Genomic DNA, 22,381 nt, shown 5'->3' with positions numbered 1-22,381 from the left:
GCCGGATTCCTCGCGACGCTGCGCGAAGCGAAGCTCTAGGTCGGGAGGTTCGCGCGCTCGCGACGCGCGAGCGCGCCGCCGATCGACTCGGGTGACCGTTCGACCGCGGCGCCGAATTCGCGGCGCGCCTCGTCGATGTCCCCAACGTCGCGCAGCGCAACGCCGGCGAGATAACCCAGGAACGCGGCGTCGCTCTGTGTCGGCGTGGCGCGCCGCATCGCCTCGAGCTTCACCTGCATCCCGGCGCGATCGCCACGCTGTGCGTCCGCGATCGCCGCGACGGCCCCGGTCATGGCCGCGATCGTCGCGTTCGGAGACTGCTCCACGTCGCGCATGAGCTCGCCGGCGAGGACGGCGCCGTGCTCGCGATCGCCACCGTTCGCCGCGAGCTCGCTCCACGCGAGCGCGAGGTCCGCGAGCGGCTCGTTCGGCACCAGCGCCGCGACGCGGCGCGCGTCGCCTCCCCGGTTGAGCGCGGCGTAGGCCGCGACGAGGCGCGGCGCCACGCGTGTCGCACCGAGCTGCTTCATCGCCGATTCCCAGAGCGAGGCGGCGGAGAGTGGATCGCCGGCCGCGTAGAGCACGTCGGCTGCGACCTCTTGGACCATCGGGAAGGTGTGGAATCGCGCCAGCAGCGGCGCCATGAGCTCGCGCGCGCGTCGCACGTCGTCGGCGTCGAGCGCCTCCTCGACCGCGACGAGCGTCGCGCTGAAGCGCCGTAGTCGCTGCTGGAAAGCGATGGAACCGGCGACGAATGCCACGAGGGCGGCCAGCGAGAGCACGGCCGCGGTCGCACCCGCGCCAACGATCGCCGCGACGAAGGCGAGCACCGCGGCGACGACACCGAGCAGCCAGAGCGCGGTGATGAGCGGGTGGCCGCCCGGCGTGACCGGTCTCAGCTGTCCGCCAGGAGCGCGCCAGCGATGACGACGCGCTGGATCTCGCTCGTCCCCTCGTAGATCCGGGTGATGCGCGCGTCGCGGTAGGCGCGTTCGATCCATAGCTCGCGCATGTAGCCCATGCCGCCGTGGATCTGGACCGCGGCGTCCGCGACACGACCGAGCATCTCGGTCGCGAAGAGCTTGGCCATCGACGCGCGGTCGCTGACGCGTTCTCCGCGGTCGGCCCGCGACGCCGCGTCGTGCACCATCAGCCGCGCGGCGTGGATCTCGGTGGCGGCGTCCGCCAGCATCCACTGGATCGCCTGGTTCGCGCCGATCGGCTTTCCGAACTGCGTGCGCGTCTTCGCGTAGTCCACGGAGGCCTCGAGCAGTCGCTGCGCGGCGCCGACCGAATGCGCGGCGAGGCCCAGCCGGCCGAAGTCGAGCGTGCGCAGCGCGATCTTGAATCCGTCGCCCTCCTCGCCGACGCGTTGCGACGCGGGAACGCGCAGGCCGTTGAGGTACAGCTGCGCGGTCGTCGATCCATGCAGGCCCATCTTCTCGTCGTTCGGTCCAATGTCGAGACCCTCCGCGCCGCGCTCGACGGCGAATGCGGTGATGCCCTTCGAGCCGGTGGCGGGCGCCGCATTCGCGAAGATCACGAACACGTCGGCGATCGGCGCGTTGGTGATGAAGGTCTTCGCGCCATCGAGGACGTAGGCGTCGCCATCGCGGCGCGCGACCGCCTTGAGGCTCCCCGCGTCGCTGCCCGCGCCGGGCTCGGACAGCGCGTAGGCGCCGACCTTTCGGCCGCTGAAGAGGTCGGGAAGATAACGGAGGCGCACGTCATCCGGTCCGCCGACCGAGATCGCGGTCCCACACAGACCGGCGGATCCACCGACGATGTTCCACAGCGAGGCGTTAACGCGCGCGAGCTGTTCGACCGCCACGCAGTAGCCGAGCTTCCCGAATCCCTGACCGCCCAGCTCCTCGGCGTGACCGATGCCGAACAGCCCGGCCTCGCCCATCTTCGCGATGAGCGCGCGCGGGATCTCGTCCTTCTCTTCGATCTCCTTCGCACACGGCGCTAGGACCTCATCGACGAAGGCGCGAACGGTGCGCTGCAGGAGACGGATATCTTCGGGGAGCGCGGTGTCCATCTACCTAGCCTGCCGCGCGGCCGCCGCGTCCTGCGCCGTCTCCAGCATCCGGCGAAGCTCCGCCGGGATGCGCGTCGCGCGTAGGGTCGCGCGGTCGATCATGACCTGCACGGTCGCCATCCTCGCGCAGTGCAGCCCATCTGCACGATCGACCGCGTACTCGAACGCCCACGAGGAGTGACGGACCTCGCCAACGCGCACCTTGATGTCGAACTCGTCATCGAATCGCAGCGGCGCGCGATAGCGCACGCTTGCTTCACCGATCGTGAAGTCGAGTCCCTTCGCGGCCATATCGCTGTGCAGAAGGCCCAGCTCGCGCATGTACGCGACACGTCCGACCTCGGCATAGAGGAGATAGTTCGCGTAGTAGACGACGTTCTGCATGTCCGTTTCACCGAACCGTACGCGCTGCCGGTGCTGGAAAGGGAATGGCTCCACGGTCGGCAGGTTAGCCGCTTGGCATGGTCCCTGCTGCCTCCCGCGGCATGACGACCACACAACGTGACGACCATCCCACCGAACGCGTCGAGCGTGTCGAGCGGTACGAACAGGTGCGCGAGCGACCGGTGACTACGACGCCCGCTGCGTCGAACGTCAACGTCGGGTCGACCGGCGCCACTTCTGTCTGGACCGCCACGAACGTCGTGACGCTGATCTTCACGGTCCTCGAGGTCTTGCTCCTGCTCCGCATCGTCTTCAAGCTCACCGGAGCGAATTCGAACCAGCCCCTCATCCGCGCGCTGTACGGCGCGACCGAGCCGCTGGTGCGACCGTTCCAGGGGATCTTCCCCGAGCCGCAGGGCCCGCCGGTACTCGACATCGCGGCGCTGCTTTCGATCGTGTTCCTGTTCCTCGTCGCGCTCCTCATCGTCGCGCTCGTGCGCGCGATCACGAACCCGAGGCGCGTCTAAGCGCCAGTCGCGCGCGACGTCAGCCCGAGTTGCGGACGTCGCGCGCGACATCGCGCGCGTGGCGTGAGATCGCGAAGAGGAAACGGCCACGAACGAAGTGGAGGCCTGGGACCGGCGTGCGTCCATGACCACCGATAGGGATCACACCGTCCTCCTTCGGAGCTTCGATCCAAGAGTGATCCACGTCGTACCCCGTTGCCCAGATGAGCGTGCGCGCTGGCGCATCGCTGCCATCGACGAAGCGGACCCTGTTGGCAGCGGCATCGACGACGCGAGGCGCGAGCCGTAGTCCATGCGCGATCGCGGCCGCATCGAGATCGGCCCCAAGGTAACCACCGGCGCGAAGCGGCCACGGGAGCCACGCGATGTAGGCGGTGCGCTCGTGGAAGACACGGTCGCGCAGGAGCGCGAGCTTCCACCAGGTCGGCGAGCGAAAACGCTTTGGCGCCAGCGGCTTGCGCGTTCCGATGGCGATCGCCGTCGGCCGCTCGCGTGCCACCTCGACCGCGATCTCACTCCCCGAGTTCGCCGCGCCAACGACGACCACCGGGCCATCGGGAAGATCGCGGGCTCTACGGTAGTCGCTGCTGTGGAGCTGAAGCACCGCCGGATCGAGGCGCGACGCGAAGTCGGGGATGCGCGGGGCAGTGAAGTGGCCGCCCGCGATGACGACCGAGCGCGCGCGGATCGCGTCGGCACCGGCTGTCGCTTCGAAGAGATCGCCCATCCGGCGCAGCGCTCGCACCTCGGCACCGCGGCGAAGCGGGAGTCGCATCTCCTGCGCGTAGCGCTCCTGGTAGTCGGCGACTTCGTCCTTGCTCGGGAACGGGTCGTCGCCCCGAGGGAACGGGTTCCCCGGCAGGCCGTCGAGGTCGCGCGGCGTGAAGAGGCGCAGCGAGTCCCAGCGCGTGCGCCAGGCGTCGCCGACCCGCCCATGCGCGTCGACCAGGAGCACCTCGCGCCCGGCGCGGACGAGGTCGTGCGCGACGGCCAGGCCGCCGTGACCCGCGCCCACGATGAGGACATCCGTGTCCGGGGACCGCGTTACTGCGGCGTGCGCGTTAGCGCTCACGCCAAGCAGATGAGCGCAGCGAAGGCTGCGCGATTATCGCTGCTCCCCGGGATCGATCAGCCAGTCGAGATGCAGCCACAGCACGCGGGAGTACCGGAAGATGAAGGGTACGAGCACGAGGTACGCGGTGTTGCCGATGATGAGCGCGACGACGGTATCGAGTCCGACGATCTTGATGAGCGCGAGGACCATCGCCGCGAGGATCGGCACCGCCAGCGCGTAGCTGACGACCATCGCGCCCGCGAAATACCCGGACTCGCGATCGAACACCAAGCCGCAGACCGGACATGCGACGTTCATCGTGATGAGTCCCCGCCAGATGGAGCCGGAGAGGCAACGCGGACACCGCAGGAGAAGGACCGCGGCGAGGCGGCGCACTAGAAGTAGCCGAGCATGACGGCGGCGATGATGATCGCGACCGCCGCGCCGACGATCACGATGAGCGGCACGAGATAGAAGAGCACGAGGGCCACGACGAGGATGCGCGTCGCGTGAGACTGATCGACGGCGTAGTAGGCGCGCACGCCGCGGTAGGCGATGACGCCAAGCCACACCAGGCACGCGAGGCCGATGAGCTGAGCGACCTGCGCGCCGACTGTCGCGCCGGTCCCGAGCGCGAGTGACGCGGCGTTCGCCGGGATGAGCGTGAGCGCCGCGGCATACCCGAAGAGCACCAGGATCGGCAGGTATGGGCGGCGGATGCCGGCGAGCCGCGCGGACGCTTGCACCGCGCTCGATCCGAGCAGCCAGACGAAGATCGGCGTGACCGCCGTCGCGACGATGATCGCGTCGAACGAGCGCTGCACGAGGTAGATCACCACCGCGGTGCGTTCGGTGCCGAGCGTCTGCAGCATCGCCGTGACGAGAGGATGGCGCGTCGCGGCGAGGAACAGGTCGTCGACGAACGTCTCGCTGTAGACGCGTACGGCGCCAAGTCCGGAGATCAGCGTAGCCGCGAGGACGAGCAGCACCGCCGACAGCAGACGGCCACGTGCCAGCACGACCGGCGCGCCCGCGCTCGGCGAGAGCGCGAGCGCGACGATCGGCTCCTGGCTCAGGTCCATGCGGCACCGAGAGCGCCTTGGATCGCAGCGTCCACCGCCGCATCGACCTGAGCGCGCTGGTCGCCGCTCCACTCCGGCGGATCGGTGTCGTGCAGATCGGCGGGTATCGGCGCGCCGAGCATGATGAGGAACTCCATCGACCAGACGCGGCGGACCGCGTCCATCGAGTACCCGCCGCCGCCCATCGCGATCCACGGCCACTTCGACGCAGCGAACTGCGTCACGACGTGCTCGCGCGCCTGTGACGAGACCATCAGGTGCGTCAGCGGATCGTCGTAGTGCGAGTCGATGCCCTGCTGGGTCACGAGCACGTCCGGACGGTAGCGGTCGAGCAGCGGCGGGACGACCGCGTCGAACGCCCGCTCGTACGCGGCGCCGTCGGTGTACGGCGGTAGCGCGACGTTGATGCTGTAGCCCGCACCGCGACCGCGACCGCGTTCTTCGGGGAAGCCCGTCCCTGGGAAGAGCGCGCGCCCGGTCTCGTGCAGCGAGATCGTGAGCACCTGATCGGTCTCGTAGAAGGCGGCTTGGACCCCGTCGCCGTGATGCGCATCGATGTCGACGTAGGCGACCTTCATCTCGCGATCCGCGAGCAGCCCGCACACGATGGCCGGATCGTTGTAGATGCAGAATCCCGACGCCCGCCTGCGCATCGCATGGTGTAGACCGCCCGAGCCGTTGAAGGCGACTCGCAACCGCCCGGCGAGGACCTCCTCCATCGCGGTGAGCGTGCCGCCGGTGGTGAGGAGCGAGACCTCATGCATTCCCGCGAACGGCGGCGTATCGCCCGACGCGGACAGGCCCCACATCTCGTAGTCGTCGTCCGGGTCGTGCGATGCCTGCATGACAGCCTCGACGTAATCGCTGTCGTGGATGCGCTCGATCTCGGCACGGGTCGCCGCGCGCGGCGTGAGCACCTTCGCGTCGGGACGCGCGAAAGCGCCGAGGCGCTGGAGCGTGTCGTGAACGCCGATAAGACGCTTCGGTTTCAGCGGGTGGTCGTCGCGATAGACGTGCGTCGCGACACGCGGGTCCCACAGGAAGCCGGCCGCCGTCACTTCCGCTTGCGATCGAGCGTGAGAAAGCTGAAGTCGTACGGGTGGCGCTCATCGGCGGGGTGCCCCACCGCCTCGATCACTTCCCAGTCGCCGGGATCGAGCGGCGGGAAGAAGGTGTCGCCGCCGACATCGGCGTCCACCTCGGTGAGGTAGATGCGATCGGCGCGCGCCAGGAAGTCCTCGAATACGCGCGCGCCGCCGAAGACGATGATCTCTGGCGCCGCGCCAGCCAGTTCCATCGCCTCGTCGGGCGTGCGCGCGATGAGGCAGCCGTCGCATTTGAATCCCGGGTCGCGCGTCAGCACGATGCTGGTGCGCTGCGGAAGAGGCCGACCGATCGACTCCCACGTGCGTCGCCCCATGATGAGCGGTTTGCCGATCGTGAGGTCGCGCACGTGCTTCATGTCGTCGGGCAGTCGCCAGGGGATCTTGTTGTCCTTCCCGATCGCGCGATTGCGGTCGTACGCGACGACGAAGGAGATGATCGCTACACCGCCATCTTCGCTTCGATCGGCGGATGGAACTGGTACTGCTCGAGGCGCGCGATGCGGTCGAGCAGCGGACCGGGCTTCTCGCCCGCGCGGGCCCGGCCCACGATCTCGCGATAGCGCGCGACGACGTCATCGAGGCTCCGCAGGCTCGGGTCGAGTGAGAGACGCGGCGACGGATAGGGGTCGCGCTCGAGCTGCTGTCGCACCGCGTCCAGGTGGTCGCGGTAGACGTGCGCATCCGCAAGCACGTGGATGAACTCGTCCGGCACGAGCCCGGTGAGCTGCGCGACGAGATGGAGCAGCACCGCGTACTCCGCGATGTTGAACGGCACGCCGAGGAACAGGTCGCAGGAGCGCTGATACATCATCACGCTCAGCTTTCCCTCGGCCACGAAGAACTGGAAGAACGCGTGGCAGGCGGGCAGGCTCGTTTGATCGAGCTCGCCCGGGTTCCACGCCGTGACGAGGTGGCGCCGGCTCGACGGATTCGTGCTCAGCGCGTCGATGACACCCTGCAGCTGGTCGACGTGCCGACCGTCGGCCACGATCCAATCGCGCCACTGCTGCCCGTAGTTCCGCCCGGCATCCCCGTCGAACCGGGCGCGCTCCACCCAGTACGGCGCGTACGCGTTCCCGTCCCAGATGTGCGTGCCGAGCGCGTGCAGCTCGTTCACGTCGGAGCTTCCGGCGATGAACCACAGGAGCTCGGCGAGGACAGACCGGAACGCGAGCCGCTTCGTCGTCACCGCCGGGAAGCCGTCGCTCATCCGGAAGCGCATCACCTCGCCGAAGATCGCGCGCGTTCCGGTCCCGGTGCGATCGTCGCGATCGACGCCGCTCTCGATCGCCTTGCGCAGGATGTCGAGGTACTGACGCATCGTCTAGGTCCGTGTTCGGCGATAAACGCGTCCGCCGACGCGCATGTATCGCACGCGACCGTCGGGTCCGCGCAGGAATTCGCCACGGGTGTCCTTGAGCGGACCGTCGAGCAGTGTGAAGCGCGCGTCGCTCGTGAACGCGACACGCGACGGCGGCGGGTCCGGTGGCTTCGGCTGCACGCCGAGCTTGTTGTGCGAGAACGTGCGGTACACAAGCCCGGTGTCCGAGAGCTCGAGCTCGGCGTCGGAGAGCTCGGCGAGATATCGGTCGGCGTACTCCGTGTAGCGCGTCCGGTCGAGCTCGATGTAGACGGGCTCCGGCACCTTGAGATTGAGCCGCTGGCGCTGCCACCACGTGGTCACGTCCTGGTGAAGGAGCCCGCCACGAGCGGAGTTCGTCTGCACCGTCACGGCCTCGCCGCGGTCCGGGGCGAGCATCAGCACACCCTGCTGCCCGATCGCGACGCCACCGTGGTACTGAAGACGAACGCCACCGATCGTGCGCACGAACCATGAGACGCCGACCTTGCGATCGAGATCGGCGTCGGCGAGCGGCGTGCGCATGAGCTCGACCGACGCTTTTGATAGGAGGCGCGCGCCGTCGGGCGCGGTCCCGTCGCCGAGGTGGAAGCGCGCGTAGCGCATCAGGTCATTCGCGGTCGAGACGATGCCGCCGACCGGTGTGGTCGCGCGCGGGAACGCCCACGGCCGCGCGACCGTCGGCTTCTCATCGACGATCACGTGGCCGACCGCGACGCGGTGGGTGATGGCCTCATTCGCCGAGAAGCACGACTTTGTCATGCCCAGCGGTACGAAGAGCAGCTCGCGCGTGGCGTCCTCATAGGTCTTGCCCGTCACGACCTCGATCAGCCGTCCGAGCAGCGTGAAGCTCGAGTTCGAGTAGTGCCATATCTCGCCCAGCGGCGTGATCTGCTCGAGCTCGGCCATCGCCGCCACGTATCGCTCGAGGGCGTCGTCGCCGCTACCGAAGTCGGCGAAGCAATCGCCCAGCCAACCGCCGGTGTGGGTCACGAGGTGCCGGACCGTCGCGCCCTCCTGCGCGGTCGCGTCGCGGAGTCGGAACGCCGGGATGTAGCGGCGCACCGGCGCGTCGAGGTCGAGCGCACCGCGCTCGACGAGCCGCATGATCACCGTCGCGGTCATCGTCTTGGTCACCGACGCGATCTGGAAGAGCGTGTCGCCGTCGACCGGCAGCGGATGCTCGACGCTCGTCACGCCGAAACCCGCCACCTCCACCGCGCCGGCGCGAAGCATGCCGATCGCGACGCCGGGCACGTGGTACCGCTCCATCGCATCGCGGACGAGGGTGTCGAGAGTGGGGTCCACCGGTCGCGATGCTAGGACGTGCGCGCGCGGTCTGTTAGGGCGTCGTGCCCGTCACGCTGAGGCAGCCCTGGCGCATCGAGACCTGACGCACGGTGAACGGGAATCCATTCGAGAAATCGTCGAAGCTCCTCTCGAGAAGGGCGCGGATGGGGTCGAGGAGGCCGGCCGGTAACGGACTCGCGGTCAGGCTGTGGATGCGGATCACGAGCTTCCCGTCGACGGGCCCCGCGCTGATGTCTGTCGCGGCGCTCAACGTAAGGATCGATGCGCTCGCCTGCGCGGAGAAATGCACACCCGCGGAATCGATCGTCGCGCGGACATCGTTCACCGTCGTCGCCGGCACGTTGGTCGGCGCGCCCGCGTTCGCCGCGGCCGTCAGGTCCGATTCGACCACGACGAAGGCGACCGGCTGATTCTTGTTCGTCTGCGCATAGGTGCGCAGCTGCGCGTATCGGTCCTCCACCGCGCCGGTCGCGAAGACACGTCCCGTGGACAGCGCGCTGCAGACGCTGGTGACCACTTCGGCCGGCTCGAACTCGGAGATCGTCAGCGGTGTTCCGACCGCGTACGTGAATCCGGAGCGCACGATGTCCCCGATGTTCTGGTTGACCGGTAGGGCACGAGAAGATTCACGCGTCCCGCCCCGGAACGCCTCGACCAGGAGGGTCGGGGTCGGCGAGGCCGCGGTCTTGGTGACCATGACCGCGTAGTGACCCGCGGGTGGCTCGCGCACCGCCGCGGTGGCGCCGCTCACGAAGCAGCCGAAGACCTCCTGCTTGGTACGCCCGTTCCCGCAGGTCGCGCCGGTCGGCGCGCCGATCGCGAACTCGATGCCGGCGGAGGGGGTGATGACGAAACGAATCGTCGGCGCCTGCGCCGTGGCTGCCGCGGGTGCCGGCTGGTTGACGTTGATCGTGACCTGTTGTCCCTGCCCGACGGTGACGCTCCCGCCGGCGTTCGCGGTCACGAGGATCTGTCCGTCGTCGACCTTGTACGTCGCGGACGTCGTGCCGTCCGCGTTCTGCGTGACGTTCGTCTCGAACGCGGTGCCGCGGACGGACGCGATCGACGATGGCGTCTTGATCTCGAACTTGGAGTCGGGCTTCAGTTTCGCGACCGCGGCCCACGATCGTCCCAGCGTCTGCTCCACCAGCAGCTCTATACCGCCGCTCGGGAGGCGGTTGAGGGTCAGGACCTTGACGAGAGCGCCTGGGTCGACACTGAGCGTCGAGCCGTCGAAGAACGTGAGCACCGCGCGGCCGTCCTTGCTCGAGCGAACGAAGTCGCCGCTCGTGACGATGTCGCCGTCGAGGGCCGGAGCGAAGTCGGCCGAGCCCTTCTGGGCGTCGACGGCGATGTTGAGCACACCGACGGTCGCGGCGTTGTCGGCGGTCGCGTTCGAGGTGGGGCGCAGGGAGAGGTAGACGCCCGCTCCCACGAGAAGCAGCACGATGAGAAGACATCCCAGGCGCTTCAAGAGCCGGTCACCCGCTCGGTCGGAAGGCTAGCAGACGATCCCTGTGATGACCGGTCGCAGTGACGTGTCAGGCCGTCTGCGCACGCTCCCAGTCCTCGCGCAGGACTTCGCCGAGCCAGATGTCGTGCCACGCTCCGCGCGTGAAGAAGTGATCGCGGCTCGTGCCGATGGTGCGGTAGCCGTTCTTCTCGAGCGCGCGCCGGCTCGCCTCGTTCGCGACGAAGACCTCGGTCATGATCTTGTGGAGGTTCAGCTCGCGGAATGCGTAACGAGTGCGAAGGCGCATCGCCTCGGTGGCGTACCCCTTGCCCCACTGCTCTTTCGCGCCGATCACGATCCCGGTCGTCCCGTGCGCGTTCAGCCAGTCGATGGCGTGGATCCCGGTCGCGCCGATCGTCTCGCCGTCCGCCTCGATCATCCAGAACACCGTGTCCTCGGCCTCGCCGAACTTCCTCAGGATGTCCACTTCGTAGTAGAGCGCGACGGCCATGCGGCGGCCGAGGTAACGCGTCACCTCCATGTCGGCGAACCACGGGACCATACGCGGCGGGTCGCTGTCGTCGGCGGGACGCAGCGTGACGTGCTCACCGCGCAACACGGGTCCGAACATGGCCACGCAGAATAGCCAAAGATAGATTTGCAGTTCCTTGGAGCGGCGACGACCGTAACGGGCTCGCAGTTGTCGCTCGGCGAGCGTCAGCTCGACATCCGCTTCCGAATCTCCGGGAGTGCGTGATCCCGGATCGCGGTCACGACGTCCCGCGCGACTGAGGCCGAATCTTTTCTGCCCGAAGTTCCCACCAGTGGCGCGATGCTCCGGCAGCAGCATGCCGAGGCGCTGATGCCAGTACCTCGCTCGCAGAGCGGGATCCATCTCGCGCGGACCAGGCCCGTAGCTGACGTTCGCCGACGGCCGCTCGTCGTGGTACGGCTCGAGTTCGCGCCAGCGCAGCCAGGCATCGCGACCAATGACCGTCACGTTCACGGTGAACTCGATCGACTTCGCGGTCGACCACTTCGATGTCTGGAAGCCGAGCAGCGCCCAATGGGTCTCACTTGGAATCGAGTAGTGCCGACCCGATCCGCGGAAGCCGAGATCTCGCAGCGACGGTCCCAGCGCGTCACGCATGAACGCTGTGAAGAGCGAACTCGCCGAAGAAGTCACCACGCCCTCCACCTATCGCGGCCGCTGCGAAAGCGCCGCCGTGAGCAGCACCTCATCGCCGCGCTTGTCCGCGACGTCGAGCTTCGCGCGGATGCGCGTGAGATGCACCCGCAGCGTGTTCGGCGAGACCTTGAGCCGAGCGGCGAGTGCGGCGCGATCCATGCGCCTGCCCTCGCGTGAGAGCTGCTCCATCTCGCGGAGGATGCCGATCTCGCGCCACGTGAGCCCCATGCTCCGCAGCCCGAACGTCGCCTCGTCGAGCGCCGAAGCCCCGACCGCAACACCAGCGTCCGTCTTCGCGCGTTTCTGCGCGGCTTCGGCGCGGGCGCGGATCGTGCGCGCGAGCGACGATGCCTGCCCGTCACGTTCGGCCGCGCGGCCGAACCAGGCCGCCACGTCGGGCAGGTAGTAGGCGAAGCCTTCGCCTCCACGCGTGCCGATCTCGCGCACGAGATGTCCGACGCGCGATGTCCCACCGCCGCGCACGACCGTCTCGCGGAAGTACGCGGCGTGCACGGCCGCGCCGATCGCCCAGTGATCCATGCCGCGCGACTCGAACTCGCGCGCCGTGTCGTCGAGCATGCGCACCGCGGTCTTCGGATCGCCGCGCTGTCCGCGCACGATCGCGCGGACGAAATCCCGGAACTGCTCGTCCTCGGGAAAGCCCTTCGGCGCGCGCCCGAGGATGAGCTCGGCGACCTCGGCCTCACCGCGCAGGAGCGCGATGTGCCCATGGTCTTCGGTGGCGCCGGTCGCACTCTGACGAGCGAGTCGCTCGCCCTCGCTTAGCTCGCCGCGCTCCAGCTTCGCGCGCGCGAGACAGAGCAGCGTGTGGCGCCATACCGACGAGCCGTACTGACGGAGGCCGAGCTCGGCACGCGTGAACTCGTCAACGGCGGCATCGAGCCGACCCGCGAACCAGTCGACGAAGCCCGCGGTGTATGTCGCCCACGCGACCTCGGCGGGATCGCCGACGCGCGCGGCGTTCCGAGCGGTCGCCTCGGCCGCGGCGGCCGCGCCGACGTAGTCGGCGCTGTGCGAGAGCAGATGTGCGAGCTGGCGCTGCACGCGCGTCGTGACGAGATCGCGCGAGCGGCCGCGCGGTGCGACCGCGAGCGCGTCCGATGCGCGGCGCGCGTCGACGAGCGCGTCGCGCACCTCGTTCGAGGCCGTGTGCACGATGGACGAGCCGAGCCGAAGCTCGGCGAGAAGAAGCGGATCGCCGGCCGCCGACCTCTCCGCCATCGCGGCGAAGCGGACGGAGTCATCACGGCGCACCAGGTAATAGGAGAGATGGAGCAGGTCGACGGCGACACGAGCCTCGAGGAGCGGGTCCTTGACGAGCGGTAGCACCGCGCTCAGCTCGGCCCAGGCGAGATCGAACGACTCGAGGTACTTGAGGCACCTGGCGCGGAGCACGCGGCGCTCGAGCGTCTGGCGACCCGTCGACAGCTCTGGAAGGAGACGCTCCGCGTCGACGCGCGACAGCGGAGCGAGCGCGGCCTCGCGCGGAGAGGTCACGCCACGTATTACGCCATGCCTAGCAGTTAATGGCTATTTCGTCGGCGGGAACGCGGCGGCGAGCTCGGTCGCGTGCTCGTGGGCGTGGTTCGCCTCGTATGCGCCGAAATGGCCGGCGTCGAGCTCGCCGTATTCGGAGTGGATCCCCGGCCGCGAGCGGGCGCGCTCATCCATGAGCAGACGCACGATCTGGGCGTGCGCGGCGCTGACGCGACGCGAAAGCTCCATCGGATCGCGCTCGGCGTTGCGGCGCTCGGCCGCGATCGCGTCCTGGTCGAACGAAGGCAGTGCGGGACGCTCCTCGTCGACACAGCGCCGGACGCGCTCGGCGAAGATCTCGGACGCGTCGGCGAGGTGCCCGATGACCTCGACCGCGGTCCAGTCGCCGAACTTCACCGCTCGCAGGCGGTCGGCGCTCACGGTCCGGACGATGCGCGCGATCGTCGCGGCGTCATCGGCGAGTGTGAACGCCCTGTCCTCATCGAAGCGGAGCTTCTCCATCGTCTTACCCTCTCTCTCGACCTGGTCAGTCCCGGCCGGCGACCCAAGCCTTGAACGCGCGTAGGTCGTAGGGCCGGCCGAGAAAGTCGCGGACGAGCTCCGCGGCCGGCTTGGTGCCGCCCGGCGCGAGGATCTTGTCGCGGTAGCGGCGCGAGACGCTGGTGTTCATGAGATCGCCGTCGAACGCCGTGTGCATGTCTTCAGCGATCGTCTGCGACCAGAGGTATGTGTAGTACGCCGCGGAATAGGCGTCGCTGTCCATGTGCTCCCAGCTCGCCGGCGATGCCGTATCGGGGATCCGCTCGAAGAGGCCGTAGCGCTCGTTGATCTCGCGCTCGACGACGCGCGGGTCGGCGCCCGGCCGCTTGCCGTCGTGGAGCGCGAGCGAGAGCCGCGAGCGGGCGAGCAGCTGGCGCGTACGGCTCGCGCGACCGAAGCTGCGAGCCGCGCGCAGGCGCTGCACCAGCTCCTCCGGGATCGGAGCGCCGGTGTCGACGTGCTTCGCGAACCGCGTGAGCACCTTGAAGTCGAAGATCCAGTCCTCGAGGAACGTGGAGGGCGCCTCCATGAAGTCGCCCTCGGTCCGAGAGATGCGGACGAACGGGACGCTCTTGCGCGCGAGGCCGTGCACGAGGTGGCCGAACTCATGGAAGTAGGTCACGACCTGCCCGTGCTCCATGAGCGCGGGACCCGACAGGGTCGTTGGGTCCGGGAAATTGCAGCAGAGCACCCCGTGGCCGGACTGCTTGCCACCCACGCCGAGCCGCAGCGGCGCGTTGAAGAACCACTTGTTCTTTCCCTCGCGCGGATGCATGTCGAGCGAGATGCGGCCGGCGGACTCGCCGTCGATCGTGACGTCGAAGCTCTCGACGGTCGGATGCCAGCGCTCCTCGTCCACGACCGGAGAGAAGGTCATGCCGAAGAGCTCGCTGTTCAGGTCGAGGATCGCCTGCCGGACGCGGCCGTACTCGAGGTACGGACGGACCTCCTGCGCGTCAAAGTGGAAGCGCTTCGACTTCACGCGGTTGAAGTAATAGGCCCCCTCCCAGTCGCCGATCGTCGTCGCGCCGGGATGGTCGATGCGCTTTTCCTCGAGCAGGACCTGGAGCTCCGCCTTCGCCGCGTCCGCCGAGGCGTCGTCGAGCTCAGCGAAGAAGCGCTCGAGCGCTTCCGGCGTCCCCACCATCCGGTCCTCGAGGTTGTAGTGGGCCCACGTCGGATAGCCGAGCAGCCGCGCGAGCTCGTGCCGCGTCCGCGTCAGTGCGGCGAGCACCTCGACGTTCTGAGGCGCGCGCTCGAGATAAGCGGTCTGGAGCGCCTTCCTTGCGCGGTCGCTGTGCGCGTAGGTCATGAACGGCTGGTGGTCTGGCGGATTGGTGCTGATGCGGATGACGCCGTCCGCTCCGTGCCTATGCGTTGCGATGAAATCGTCGGGCAGGCCGTGGAGTTCATGCGGGCCTTCGAGCGCGATGTAGCGCGTGTCGTCGCGGATGTTGCGCGCGTGGTCTTGCCCCAGCTTGGTGAGTTCGGCGCGGAGCGCGCGGGCGCGGTCGCGCTCGGCGGGTCCGAGCAGGGCGCCGGCCCGCCGCATGTCCATGCGCGAGATCTCGACAAAACGGCGTTCCACGGGGCCCAAGGACGAAGGCTCGATCACGCCGAGCGCGTCATACGTTGCACGGCTTTGCAGCTGCCGCTGACCGAGCTCGTTGCCCTCCCGCTGCAGCTTCTCCGCCAGCTGTTGCACTTGGCGGTCGGGATGCATCGCGATGTAGATGCCACATTCCGCCATGAGGTTGTGCAGCTCGACATGGAGATCGTTGAGCGGAGTGATCACGGACGCTTTGGTGAACGGCGCGCGTGTGCTCTCGAGCTGTCGTAGCAGCGACTCGGCACGCGCGAGCCGCTCGCGGCTGCGGGCCTCGAGACGTTCGACGCTGACGGGAGCGGGCGCGGTGATCGTCATCGATCGCGAGTCTAGGAGGGCGGTCTGTGGGACGGGGCACGGGCGACCAGGCGTCCCTGACCGGGCCGCGCGAGGATCTTGCCCTCCGCGTACGCGACCTCGCCGCGGAGCAGCGTGACCGCCGGCCATCCCGTGACCTCCCAACCCTCGAACGGGTCGTAGTCGCAGCTGGAATGCATCTCGCTCGACTTGATCGTGCGCGTGCGCTCCGGATCGAAGATCACGATGTCGGCATCGCGACCGATTGCGATCTCGCCCTTGCCACGCAGTCCGGCGATGCGCGCCGGCGACGTTGCGAGCACATCGACCATCCGCTCGACCGTGAGCCGCCCGCGGCGCACTCCTTCTGAATAGAGCATCGGCAGAAGCGTCTCGAGATTCGCGACGCCCGGCGGGACGCGATCGAACGCGAGACCCGGCGCGAGCTTTGCCGCGCGCCGGTGTGGGTAGTGATCGGTGCCGACCGTATCGAGCAGCCCACCGCGGAGCGCGTCCCATATGGCGTCGACGTCCTCGCGCTCGCGCAGCGGTGGCTGCCCCACCCAGAGCGCGGCGTCGGGACGCTCGAATCGCTCGCGCGTGAGGTGGAGGTACAGCGGTCGCGTTTCACCATAGACGTGGAGTCCGCGCGCCTTCGCCTCCGCGAGCGCCGCGAGGGCGACCCGCGACGAGAGGTGCACGTAGTACATGTCGGCGCCGGTCTTCGCGGCGAGCTCTGCGGCTGCACGGATCGCGACCTCCTCGGCCGTGGCGGGACGGCTCTCGGGGAAGTAGCGGACGCCGTCGTGGCCGGCCGCGTGCAGCAGCGTTGTGGCCCGCACGACCGTCTCGTGATCCTCGGCGTGGACCGCCGTCAGCATCCCAGCTTCGGCAGCGGCGCGCAGGAGCCGGACGTAGTCCGTGATCCGGTCGCCGAAGCGTGGTGTGACCATGAACAGCTTGAGCCCGGTGTACCCGTCGCGCGCAAGTGAGGGCAGCTCACTGATGGCCGCGTCGCTCGGATCGGTCACGACGACGTGGAACGCGAAGTCCGCGAGCGACCGCTCGGCATCCCGCAGGCCGCGCTCGATCCCCGCTCGCAGCGTTCCCTCCTGATAGACCATCGAGCACACCGTCGTCACGCCGCCCGCGATCGCGGCGCGCGTGCCGTGCTCGAAGTCATCGAGCGGCGTGAAGGTCGGCGTGCTCGCGAGATGCGTGTGGAGGTCGACGCAGCCGGGAAGCACGAGCATGCCCGTGGCATCGAGCTCACGCGCGGCGTGCGTCACGTCGCCGATCGCGGCGATGCGTCCGTCCCGGACACCGATGTCCGCGCGGCCGGTGCCACCCGCGGTCACGAGGGTGCCACCGCGGATCGCGAGATCCACCTGCTAGTCCGTATCCTCCTCGAGGCTCGAGAGTCGCTCGGCCTCGTCCTGCTGAGCCAGCGCATCGATCATGTCGTCGATGTCACCGTCCATACGCCGCTCGAGGTTCGACAGGTTGTAGCCGAGCCGCTTGTCGGTGAGCCGGTCCTGCGGGAAGTTGTAGGTGCGCATCTTCTCGGAGCGTTCGCCGCGGCCGATCTGCGCGCGGCGCGCTGTGCCGGTCTCGAGCTCGCGTCGCTCCTGCTCGCGCGCGAGGAGCCGTGCGCGCAGGACCGCCATCGCCTTCGCTTTGTTCTTCAGCTGGGATCGCTCGTCCTGGCAGGTCACGACCTCGCCGGTCGGAATGTGCGTGATGCGGACGGCGGAGTCCGTCGTGTTCACGCCCTGCCCGCCCTTCCCACCGGCCCGGTACACGTCGATCTTGAGATCGCTCTCCGGGATCTGGATGTCGATCTCCTCGGCCTCGGGCAGCACGGCGACCGTCGCGGTCGACGTGTGGATGCGACCCTGCGCCTCGGTCGCGGGCACGCGCTGTACGCGGTGGACGCCGGACTCGAACTTGAGCTTGCTGTACGCGCCATTGCCCGCGATCCGGAAGATGATCTCCTTGAAGCCGCCCTTCTCGGAATCGCTCTGCGACAGGACCTCGACCTTCCAGCGATGACGCTCGGCGTAGCGCGCGAACATCCGGTACAGGTCGGCCGCGAACAGCGCGGCCTCTTCCCCGCCCTCACCGGCGCGGATCTCGACGATGACGTTCTTCTCGTCGAGCGGATCGCGTGGCACGAGCTGGCTGCGGAGCTTCGCGAGCGACTCCTCGAGCTGGCGCGACGCGGTCGCGAGATCCTCGCGCGCGATGTCGCGCAGGTCGCCGTCGTCGGAGTCGACGAGCAGCCGTGCCTCTTCCAGTCGCTTCTCGGCATCGCGGAGGGCGCGGACCGTTTCGACCACGGGCGTCAGCTGCGAGAGCTCTTGTCCGACCTCGCGGATGCGCTCGTGGCTACCGGTCGTCTCGGGATCGGCCATCAGCCTCGTGAGCTCGTCGTACCGGGCCTCTACCTTCGCGAGGCGCCGGCGCAGGCCGGGGGTGAGTGGATCGCTCACGACGGACTCGTCGCGGCGGCAGGTGTCCTCGCCGCCGCATCAGCGTCGCCGGCGAGCGCCTCCTGTAGCGAGGCGACCGCGACGTCGATCATCCCCGGGTCAGGCCGCCGCGTCGTGATGCCCTGCAGGAGGAGTCCGGGCGCGACGAACAGCCGCATCAGCGGACTACTCTCGTGCGCCGCGCCGAAGCGCAGGACCTCGTACGAGATCGAGGCGACCGGCACGATGAGCGCGAGGCGCGCGACAAGATCTACGAAGATGTTCGTCCGCGGCAGGAACGCGAACAGTGCGATCGACACGACGACGACGAAGAGCAGGAACGCCGTGCCACAGCGAGGGTGCGCCGTCGGGTAGGGCTCGATCTTGGAACGCACGAGCTCGTCCCCATGCTCGAACGCGTGGATCGTCATGTGCTCGGCACCGTGGTACATGAACACGCGGCGGATGTCGGGCATGAACGAGATGGCGAAGAGATAGCCGAGGAACAGGATCATCCGGAGAAGTCCCTCGGCGATGTTCAGCGCAAGCGACGACTCGATGAGCTGACGCGCCGCCTGGGTCGCGAAATACGGGATGCCGACGAAGAACGCCAGGGCGGCCACGAGCGCGATCGCGAACACGACCGCGTTGCTGCCGCCGCTCATCGACCCTCCACCGGCCACTCCCAGCTGGAGGTCGGCGGACTTCATGAGCATGCGCGTGCCGTAGGAGAGCGATTCCCAGAGGACGATGAGCCCGCGCACGAACGGCGCGCGCGCGAGACGCGATCGCAGCAGCAGCGAGCGCAGCGGCTCGCGATACCGGTAGATCTCGCCGCTCGGGAGACGGCACGCGAGGCCGATCGTCCGCCAACCGCGGATCATGACGCCCTCGATGACGGCCTGTCCGCCGTAGGCAGTAGGCGGGTTCACGTCCTGTTTGCCGCCTCGGTCGCCGCGGCGGCGCGGCGCGGCACTTCGTGGCAGCCGCGGCAGCGCGCCTCGTAGGTCTCTTTCGCGCCGATGACGATGATCGGCTCGTCGTAGAACGCGGGCACGCCGTTGACGATCCGCTGTGTCCGCGTGGCAGCTTCGCCGCAGACGACGCAGATCGCTTCGAGCTTGTCGACCTTCTCCGCGAGCGCGAGCAGCGTCGGCACCGGGCCGAAGGGCTCGCCGCGGAAATCCAGGTCGAGTCCCGCGCAGATGACCCGGTGGCCGCTCGCCACCAGCCTGCGCACCACGCCGACGATCGCGTGATCGAAGAACTGCACCTCGTCGATACCGACGACCGTCGTGTCCGGCGATATCAGCTGCAGGATCTCCTCGCCCACCAAGACCGGACGCGCCTCGAACGAGTCGCCGTCGTGCGAACGCACCTGCTCGGTGTTGAAGCGACTGTCGATGGCGGGCTTGAAGACCTGCACGGCACGGCGCGCGATCACCGCGCGCTTCATACGCCGGATGAGCTCCTCGCTCTTTCCGCTGAACATCGAGCCGACGATGACCTCGAGACCCGCGTGGGTGGTCGAGGATCCTATCGGCGGCAGCTAACGGCCCGGAGCGGCCTCCGCCTTCGCGGCCGGCTGCTCCGCCTGCTTGGTCCCGTATCGCTTGTTGAAGCGATCGACGCGACCCTGGATGTCGAGGATGTGCTGCTTGCCGGTGAAGAACGGGTGGCACTTCGCGCAGACCTCGACGTGAAGCTCGGGCTTCGTCGATCCGGTCATGAACGTGTTGCCACAGGCGCACTGCACCTTGGCCTGCATGTACTTGGGGTGGATCTTTTCCTTCATGGAAACCTTCTCTCTATGCCGCGGGGATGACGTTGACCTTGCGCCGGTCGTCGCGCGCTGGTGTGTACTTCACCTCACCGGCGACGAGCGCAAAGAGGGTGTGGTCCTTGCCGACGCCGACGTTCTCGCCGGCTAGAAGGCGCGTGCCGCGCTGGCGCACGAGGACGGTCCCCGCCTCGACCTGCGAGCCGGCGAACTCCTTCACGCCGAGCCGCTGCCCGGCGGAGTCGCGACCGTTGCGTGTTGAGCCTGCGCCTTTCTTGTGTGCCATTTCCTTTATGCCTCGATCTTCGTGATGCGGATGGTCGTCTCCGACTGGCGGTGCCCGCGCGCGCGACGCTGGCGCGTCTTGTTCTTGTAACGGAGGACCTGGATCTTCGGGCCCTTGCCGTGGGCCACGATCTCCGCCGTCACCTTCGCGCCGCCGAGCGCCGGCTGGCCGGCCTTGACGTTGTCGCCGTCCGCGATGACGAGGATGTCGCCGAGCGTGACGGTGTCACCGACCTTACCGGCGACGGTGTCGACGCTGACGAGGGCTCCCTCTTCGACGCGGTACTGCTTACCGCCGCTGCGGACGATGGCGTACATCGGAAACTCGGACCACCCGGACAGAAAAAGTCGCCGCGCGCGTGCGCGACGTATGAGAAGTATACCGGACGGCCGGGTCACCCCGACCGTCCGGACCGTGTCGACTAGGCGCGGGCGCGCGCGGGAACGGCCTTTGGCGCGCCCATCAGGCGCATGAGATAGGTAGCGATCGCGAGCAATGCGGAAAGGCCCATGATCGGCGCGACGAAGGCGACCGGGTGTGTGAAAGCACCCTTTCCCTCGCCCGATCCGACGACGAGCAGCACGGCGATAAATGCCGCGACGCCGATGTTGAGACCCCAGAAGATGACGTGATCCGCCCATGGCCATACCCGCGGACGGTCGGAGAGGGTCATGAGGATCGCGCCGAAGATCGCGTTGGTCATCAGGCCGACGAACATCGTGTGGTCATACGCATGCACCAGACCCGCAGACACCTGGGAGAAGTCTCCCCGGGCGGCGATGAGCTGCTGCACGAGGATCGCCTGGAGGACGACCCCGATGAGGAGGAAGGCGACCGCGATGGCGATGTGTCTCTTTCCGGTCGCGGCCATCCACGGAGCCGCGAGCGCCGCGCGCCCGACGCGCACGATGACGATCACGGTCCCCACGAGGGTGAACAGAGTTGCGACGCCGGGAAGCGCCTGAGCGAGCTGAGGCCCAAGCGCGGGGGTCAGCAGAACGCTGACCGATAGGAGCAGGCCGCCCGCGAGGAGGAGATATACCTGCGCGAGCCCGAGCGTCGTGCGCTTCGCGCTACCGGTCAGCTGCCATTCGGCGAACCCGGCAGCGACGAGCACGAGGTACCCACCGATCTGTGCCGAGGCGTGACCGCCAACGAGGTCCGCACTCGTCGGGATCGCGTTGCCGGTGGCCAGAAGGACCTGGACGATCACGCCAAGCGTCGATCCGATGACGAGGATCGTCAAGCCGAACACGACGGCGAGCTTCGAGATCTCGAGACGACCGATCCCGCCCTGAGCCTGGGCGCGCGTGTAGACGAACCACCACCAGTACAAGATGACTGCGAGCTCGGCGAGGCCGAACACGCCGCGGAGGATGAAGACGCCGGACCAGAACGCCATGACGTACGCCGCCGTGGCGAGCGCGCTCAGGATCACAGGCGCTTCGAGATCCTCGCGGTCGCGCGCGAACATCCAGATCGAGATCCCGATGACTCCCATCGTGATCCAGCCCAGCGTCCCCGAATGAAGGTGAGTCAGCAGCGTGTCGCGATCGAGCGGTCCGGAGATCTGGAACGCGTTGAGGAGCCCAAGAAGAGCCGTGAGCGTGAAGATGATGAGACCGAACTGGAATGCCTGCGAGACCGCGGGGCGTGCGCGCATGATCGTCCCTCCCTCTGCTGGCGCGAGAGCCTAGGCCTACCGCGCGCGCGAGTCGAGCGCGACGACCTGGACGTTCTCAGGAAGAGAGCCGCGCGTGACCGAAAGCTTCGGGACGGGTGTGAGCTCCTTCACGCCGAGCTCGTGTAAGAGGCGCTCGAAGGGGCTGTCTTTTTTCTGAACATCCGGGTCGTAGGACATCGGGACGACGACCTTTGGCTCGAGGTGGTGCACGATCTCGGCGGCTCTCGCCGCGGAGAGGTTGGTGTCGGCGCCCGAGATCGGCACGAGCACGATGTCGACATCGCCGAGGCGCTCGAGATCGGCTGAGGCAAGCGGATGTCCGAGGTCTCCGAGGTGGCAGATGAGGAGCTCCTCGAGGCGGATCGCAAAGACGGTGTTCGGGCCGCGCGTCGCACCCTTGTCCTCGTCGTGGAAGGTGCCGAGGCCCGTGACGAGGACCTCGCGGACCTCGTACTCGCCGGGGCCCCTTAGCACCACGGGCTCGCCGGCGACCGACTTCAGGCTGGAATGTCCCGCGTGGTCATGGGAAATGGTCACCAGGTTCGCCTCGGTGCGCGGGATGGCGTGGCCCGACTTGGGATCGGGAGGGTCGGTGAGGACGATGCCTTCGCGGCCGCGCATGCGGAAGCAAGCGTGTCCCAACCAAGTCAGGTCCATCGGGGGCACCACAATACGCGAAACACCCCGAGAGG

25 protein-coding genes are annotated in these 22,381 nt (G+C 68.3%); 1 reads left to right on the top strand and 24 read right to left on the bottom strand.

Translation table 11 applies throughout. The features are described 5' to 3' along the window. Positions 1–35: 35 nt before the first annotated feature. The 3 genes from VI056_00290 to VI056_00280 form a co-directional block, all read right to left on the bottom strand. On the bottom strand, positions 36–830 hold the full coding sequence (locus VI056_00290) for a hypothetical protein (protein ID HEY6201454.1): 795 nt from the start codon (positions 828–830) through the stop codon (positions 36–38). Positions 831–895: 65 nt separating this feature from the next. Next, a complete protein-coding gene (locus VI056_00285; protein ID HEY6201453.1) occupies positions 896–2,041 on the bottom strand; it encodes an acyl-CoA dehydrogenase family protein in 1,146 nt (381 codons plus the stop codon). Further along, positions 2,042–2,479, bottom strand: coding sequence for a thioesterase family protein (locus tag VI056_00280; GenBank protein HEY6201452.1), 438 nt, complete (start codon positions 2,477–2,479; stop codon positions 2,042–2,044). 47 nt (positions 2,480–2,526) lie between these two features. On the opposite strand from VI056_00280, the gene VI056_00275 reads away from it, so the two are divergent. Continuing rightward, positions 2,527–2,952 (top strand): YggT family protein, encoded by a 426-nt coding sequence (locus VI056_00275; GenBank protein ID HEY6201451.1) that lies wholly within the window; start codon positions 2,527–2,529, stop codon positions 2,950–2,952. Between the two features lie 19 nt (positions 2,953–2,971). Here the strand turns inward: VI056_00275 and VI056_00270 are convergent, their stop codons facing one another. The 21 genes from VI056_00270 to VI056_00170 form a co-directional block, all read right to left on the bottom strand. Continuing rightward, positions 2,972–4,024, bottom strand: coding sequence for an NAD(P)/FAD-dependent oxidoreductase (locus tag VI056_00270; GenBank protein HEY6201450.1), 1,053 nt, complete (start codon positions 4,022–4,024; stop codon positions 2,972–2,974). A gap of 33 nt (positions 4,025–4,057) precedes the next feature. Continuing rightward, complete coding sequence (locus VI056_00265) at positions 4,058–4,402, bottom strand: DUF983 domain-containing protein (protein ID HEY6201449.1); 345 nt, start codon at positions 4,400–4,402, stop codon at positions 4,058–4,060. Continuing rightward, positions 4,402–5,088, bottom strand: a complete 687-nt coding sequence (locus VI056_00260) for a hypothetical protein (protein ID HEY6201448.1) — start codon at positions 5,086–5,088, stop codon at positions 4,402–4,404. Before VI056_00260 ends, VI056_00265 begins: the two co-directional genes overlap by 1 nt. Beyond that, positions 5,079–6,146: an acetoin utilization protein AcuC gene (locus VI056_00255; GenBank protein ID HEY6201447.1), complete on the bottom strand. Its 1,068-nt coding sequence runs from the start codon at positions 6,144–6,146 to the stop codon at positions 5,079–5,081. Before VI056_00255 ends, VI056_00260 begins: the two co-directional genes overlap by 10 nt. Then, positions 6,143–6,628, bottom strand: a complete 486-nt coding sequence (locus tag VI056_00250) for a dihydrofolate reductase (protein HEY6201446.1) — start codon at positions 6,626–6,628, stop codon at positions 6,143–6,145. The genes VI056_00255 and VI056_00250 overlap by 4 nt, the downstream gene beginning before the upstream one ends. Before the next feature lie 5 nt (positions 6,629–6,633). Then, complete coding sequence (gene thyA / locus VI056_00245) at positions 6,634–7,515, bottom strand: thymidylate synthase (GenBank protein ID HEY6201445.1); 882 nt, start codon at positions 7,513–7,515, stop codon at positions 6,634–6,636. A gap of 3 nt (positions 7,516–7,518) precedes the next feature. Then, the gene (locus tag VI056_00240) at positions 7,519–8,862 is read right to left on the bottom strand and encodes a serine hydrolase domain-containing protein (protein HEY6201444.1); all 1,344 of its coding nucleotides are present in this window, start codon (positions 8,860–8,862) and stop codon (positions 7,519–7,521) included. Between the two features lie 34 nt (positions 8,863–8,896). Continuing rightward, a complete protein-coding gene (locus tag VI056_00235) occupies positions 8,897–10,312 on the bottom strand; it encodes a FecR family protein (GenBank protein ID HEY6201443.1) in 1,416 nt (471 codons plus the stop codon). Between the two features lie 94 nt (positions 10,313–10,406). Then, positions 10,407–11,507: a GNAT family N-acetyltransferase gene (locus VI056_00230; protein HEY6201442.1), complete on the bottom strand. Its 1,101-nt coding sequence runs from the start codon at positions 11,505–11,507 to the stop codon at positions 10,407–10,409. Positions 11,508–11,516: 9 nt separating this feature from the next. Continuing rightward, positions 11,517–13,025, bottom strand: a complete 1,509-nt coding sequence (locus VI056_00225) for a hypothetical protein (GenBank protein HEY6201441.1) — start codon at positions 13,023–13,025, stop codon at positions 11,517–11,519. Positions 13,026–13,058: 33 nt separating this feature from the next. After that, complete coding sequence (locus VI056_00220; protein ID HEY6201440.1) at positions 13,059–13,526, bottom strand: DinB family protein; 468 nt, start codon at positions 13,524–13,526, stop codon at positions 13,059–13,061. Between the two features lie 25 nt (positions 13,527–13,551). Continuing rightward, on the bottom strand, positions 13,552–15,489 hold the full coding sequence (locus tag VI056_00215; protein ID HEY6201439.1) for a M3 family metallopeptidase: 1,938 nt from the start codon (positions 15,487–15,489) through the stop codon (positions 13,552–13,554). Between the two features lie 11 nt (positions 15,490–15,500). Beyond that, on the bottom strand, positions 15,501–16,856 hold the full coding sequence (locus VI056_00210) for an amidohydrolase family protein (GenBank protein HEY6201438.1): 1,356 nt from the start codon (positions 16,854–16,856) through the stop codon (positions 15,501–15,503). Between the two features lie 3 nt (positions 16,857–16,859). Continuing rightward, on the bottom strand, positions 16,860–17,960 hold the full coding sequence (prfA, locus tag VI056_00205; protein HEY6201437.1) for a peptide chain release factor 1: 1,101 nt from the start codon (positions 17,958–17,960) through the stop codon (positions 16,860–16,862). Continuing rightward, positions 17,957–18,871, bottom strand: a complete 915-nt coding sequence (locus VI056_00200) for a DUF1385 domain-containing protein (GenBank protein HEY6201436.1) — start codon at positions 18,869–18,871, stop codon at positions 17,957–17,959. Before VI056_00200 ends, prfA begins: the two co-directional genes overlap by 4 nt. After that, a complete protein-coding gene (locus VI056_00195; protein ID HEY6201435.1) occupies positions 18,868–19,479 on the bottom strand; it encodes a thymidine kinase in 612 nt (203 codons plus the stop codon). The genes VI056_00200 and VI056_00195 overlap by 4 nt, the downstream gene beginning before the upstream one ends. A gap of 9 nt (positions 19,480–19,488) precedes the next feature. Continuing rightward, a complete protein-coding gene (gene rpmE, locus VI056_00190) occupies positions 19,489–19,734 on the bottom strand; it encodes a 50S ribosomal protein L31 (protein HEY6201434.1) in 246 nt (81 codons plus the stop codon). A 13-nt stretch (positions 19,735–19,747) separates the two neighbouring features. Beyond that, entirely contained in the window at positions 19,748–20,005 is a 258-nt protein-coding gene (gene rpmA, locus VI056_00185) for a 50S ribosomal protein L27 (protein HEY6201433.1), read from the bottom strand. A gap of 5 nt (positions 20,006–20,010) precedes the next feature. Further along, a complete protein-coding gene (gene rplU, locus VI056_00180; protein ID HEY6201432.1) occupies positions 20,011–20,322 on the bottom strand; it encodes a 50S ribosomal protein L21 in 312 nt (103 codons plus the stop codon). Positions 20,323–20,426: 104 nt separating this feature from the next. Beyond that, the gene (locus VI056_00175; protein ID HEY6201431.1) at positions 20,427–21,668 is read right to left on the bottom strand and encodes a hypothetical protein; all 1,242 of its coding nucleotides are present in this window, start codon (positions 21,666–21,668) and stop codon (positions 20,427–20,429) included. 36 nt (positions 21,669–21,704) lie between these two features. Then, positions 21,705–22,346, bottom strand: a complete 642-nt coding sequence (locus VI056_00170; GenBank protein HEY6201430.1) for an MBL fold metallo-hydrolase — start codon at positions 22,344–22,346, stop codon at positions 21,705–21,707. Positions 22,347–22,381 lie beyond the last annotated feature (35 nt).

It is taken from the genome of Candidatus Limnocylindria bacterium, assembly GCA_036523395.1.
Taxonomy (GTDB): domain Bacteria; phylum Chloroflexota; class Limnocylindria; order P2-11E; family P2-11E; genus CF-39.
This window is presented reverse-complemented; position numbering and strand designations above follow the sequence as displayed.

Coding starts and splice junctions, on each gene's coding strand:
- VI056_00285 (HEY6201453.1), bottom strand. CDS start 2,041: ATGGACACCGCGCTCCCCGAAGATATCCGTCTCCTGCAGCGCACCGTT.
- VI056_00275 (HEY6201451.1), top strand. CDS start 2,527: ATGACGACCACACAACGTGACGACCATCCCACCGAACGCGTCGAGCGT.
- VI056_00260 (HEY6201448.1), bottom strand. CDS start 5,088: ATGGACCTGAGCCAGGAGCCGATCGTCGCGCTCGCGCTCTCGCCGAGC.
- thyA (HEY6201445.1), bottom strand. CDS start 7,515: ATGCGTCAGTACCTCGACATCCTGCGCAAGGCGATCGAGAGCGGCGTC.
- VI056_00220 (HEY6201440.1), bottom strand. CDS start 13,526: ATGGAGAAGCTCCGCTTCGATGAGGACAGGGCGTTCACACTCGCCGAT.
- VI056_00215 (HEY6201439.1), bottom strand. CDS start 15,489: ATGACGATCACCGCGCCCGCTCCCGTCAGCGTCGAACGTCTCGAGGCC.
- rpmE (HEY6201434.1), bottom strand. CDS start 19,734: ATGAAGGAAAAGATCCACCCCAAGTACATGCAGGCCAAGGTGCAGTGC.
- rpmA (HEY6201433.1), bottom strand. CDS start 20,005: ATGGCACACAAGAAAGGCGCAGGCTCAACACGCAACGGTCGCGACTCC.
- rplU (HEY6201432.1), bottom strand. CDS start 20,322: ATGTACGCCATCGTCCGCAGCGGCGGTAAGCAGTACCGCGTCGAAGAG.
- VI056_00175 (HEY6201431.1), bottom strand. CDS start 21,668: ATGCGCGCACGCCCCGCGGTCTCGCAGGCATTCCAGTTCGGTCTCATC.
- VI056_00170 (HEY6201430.1), bottom strand. CDS start 22,346: ATGGACCTGACTTGGTTGGGACACGCTTGCTTCCGCATGCGCGGCCGC.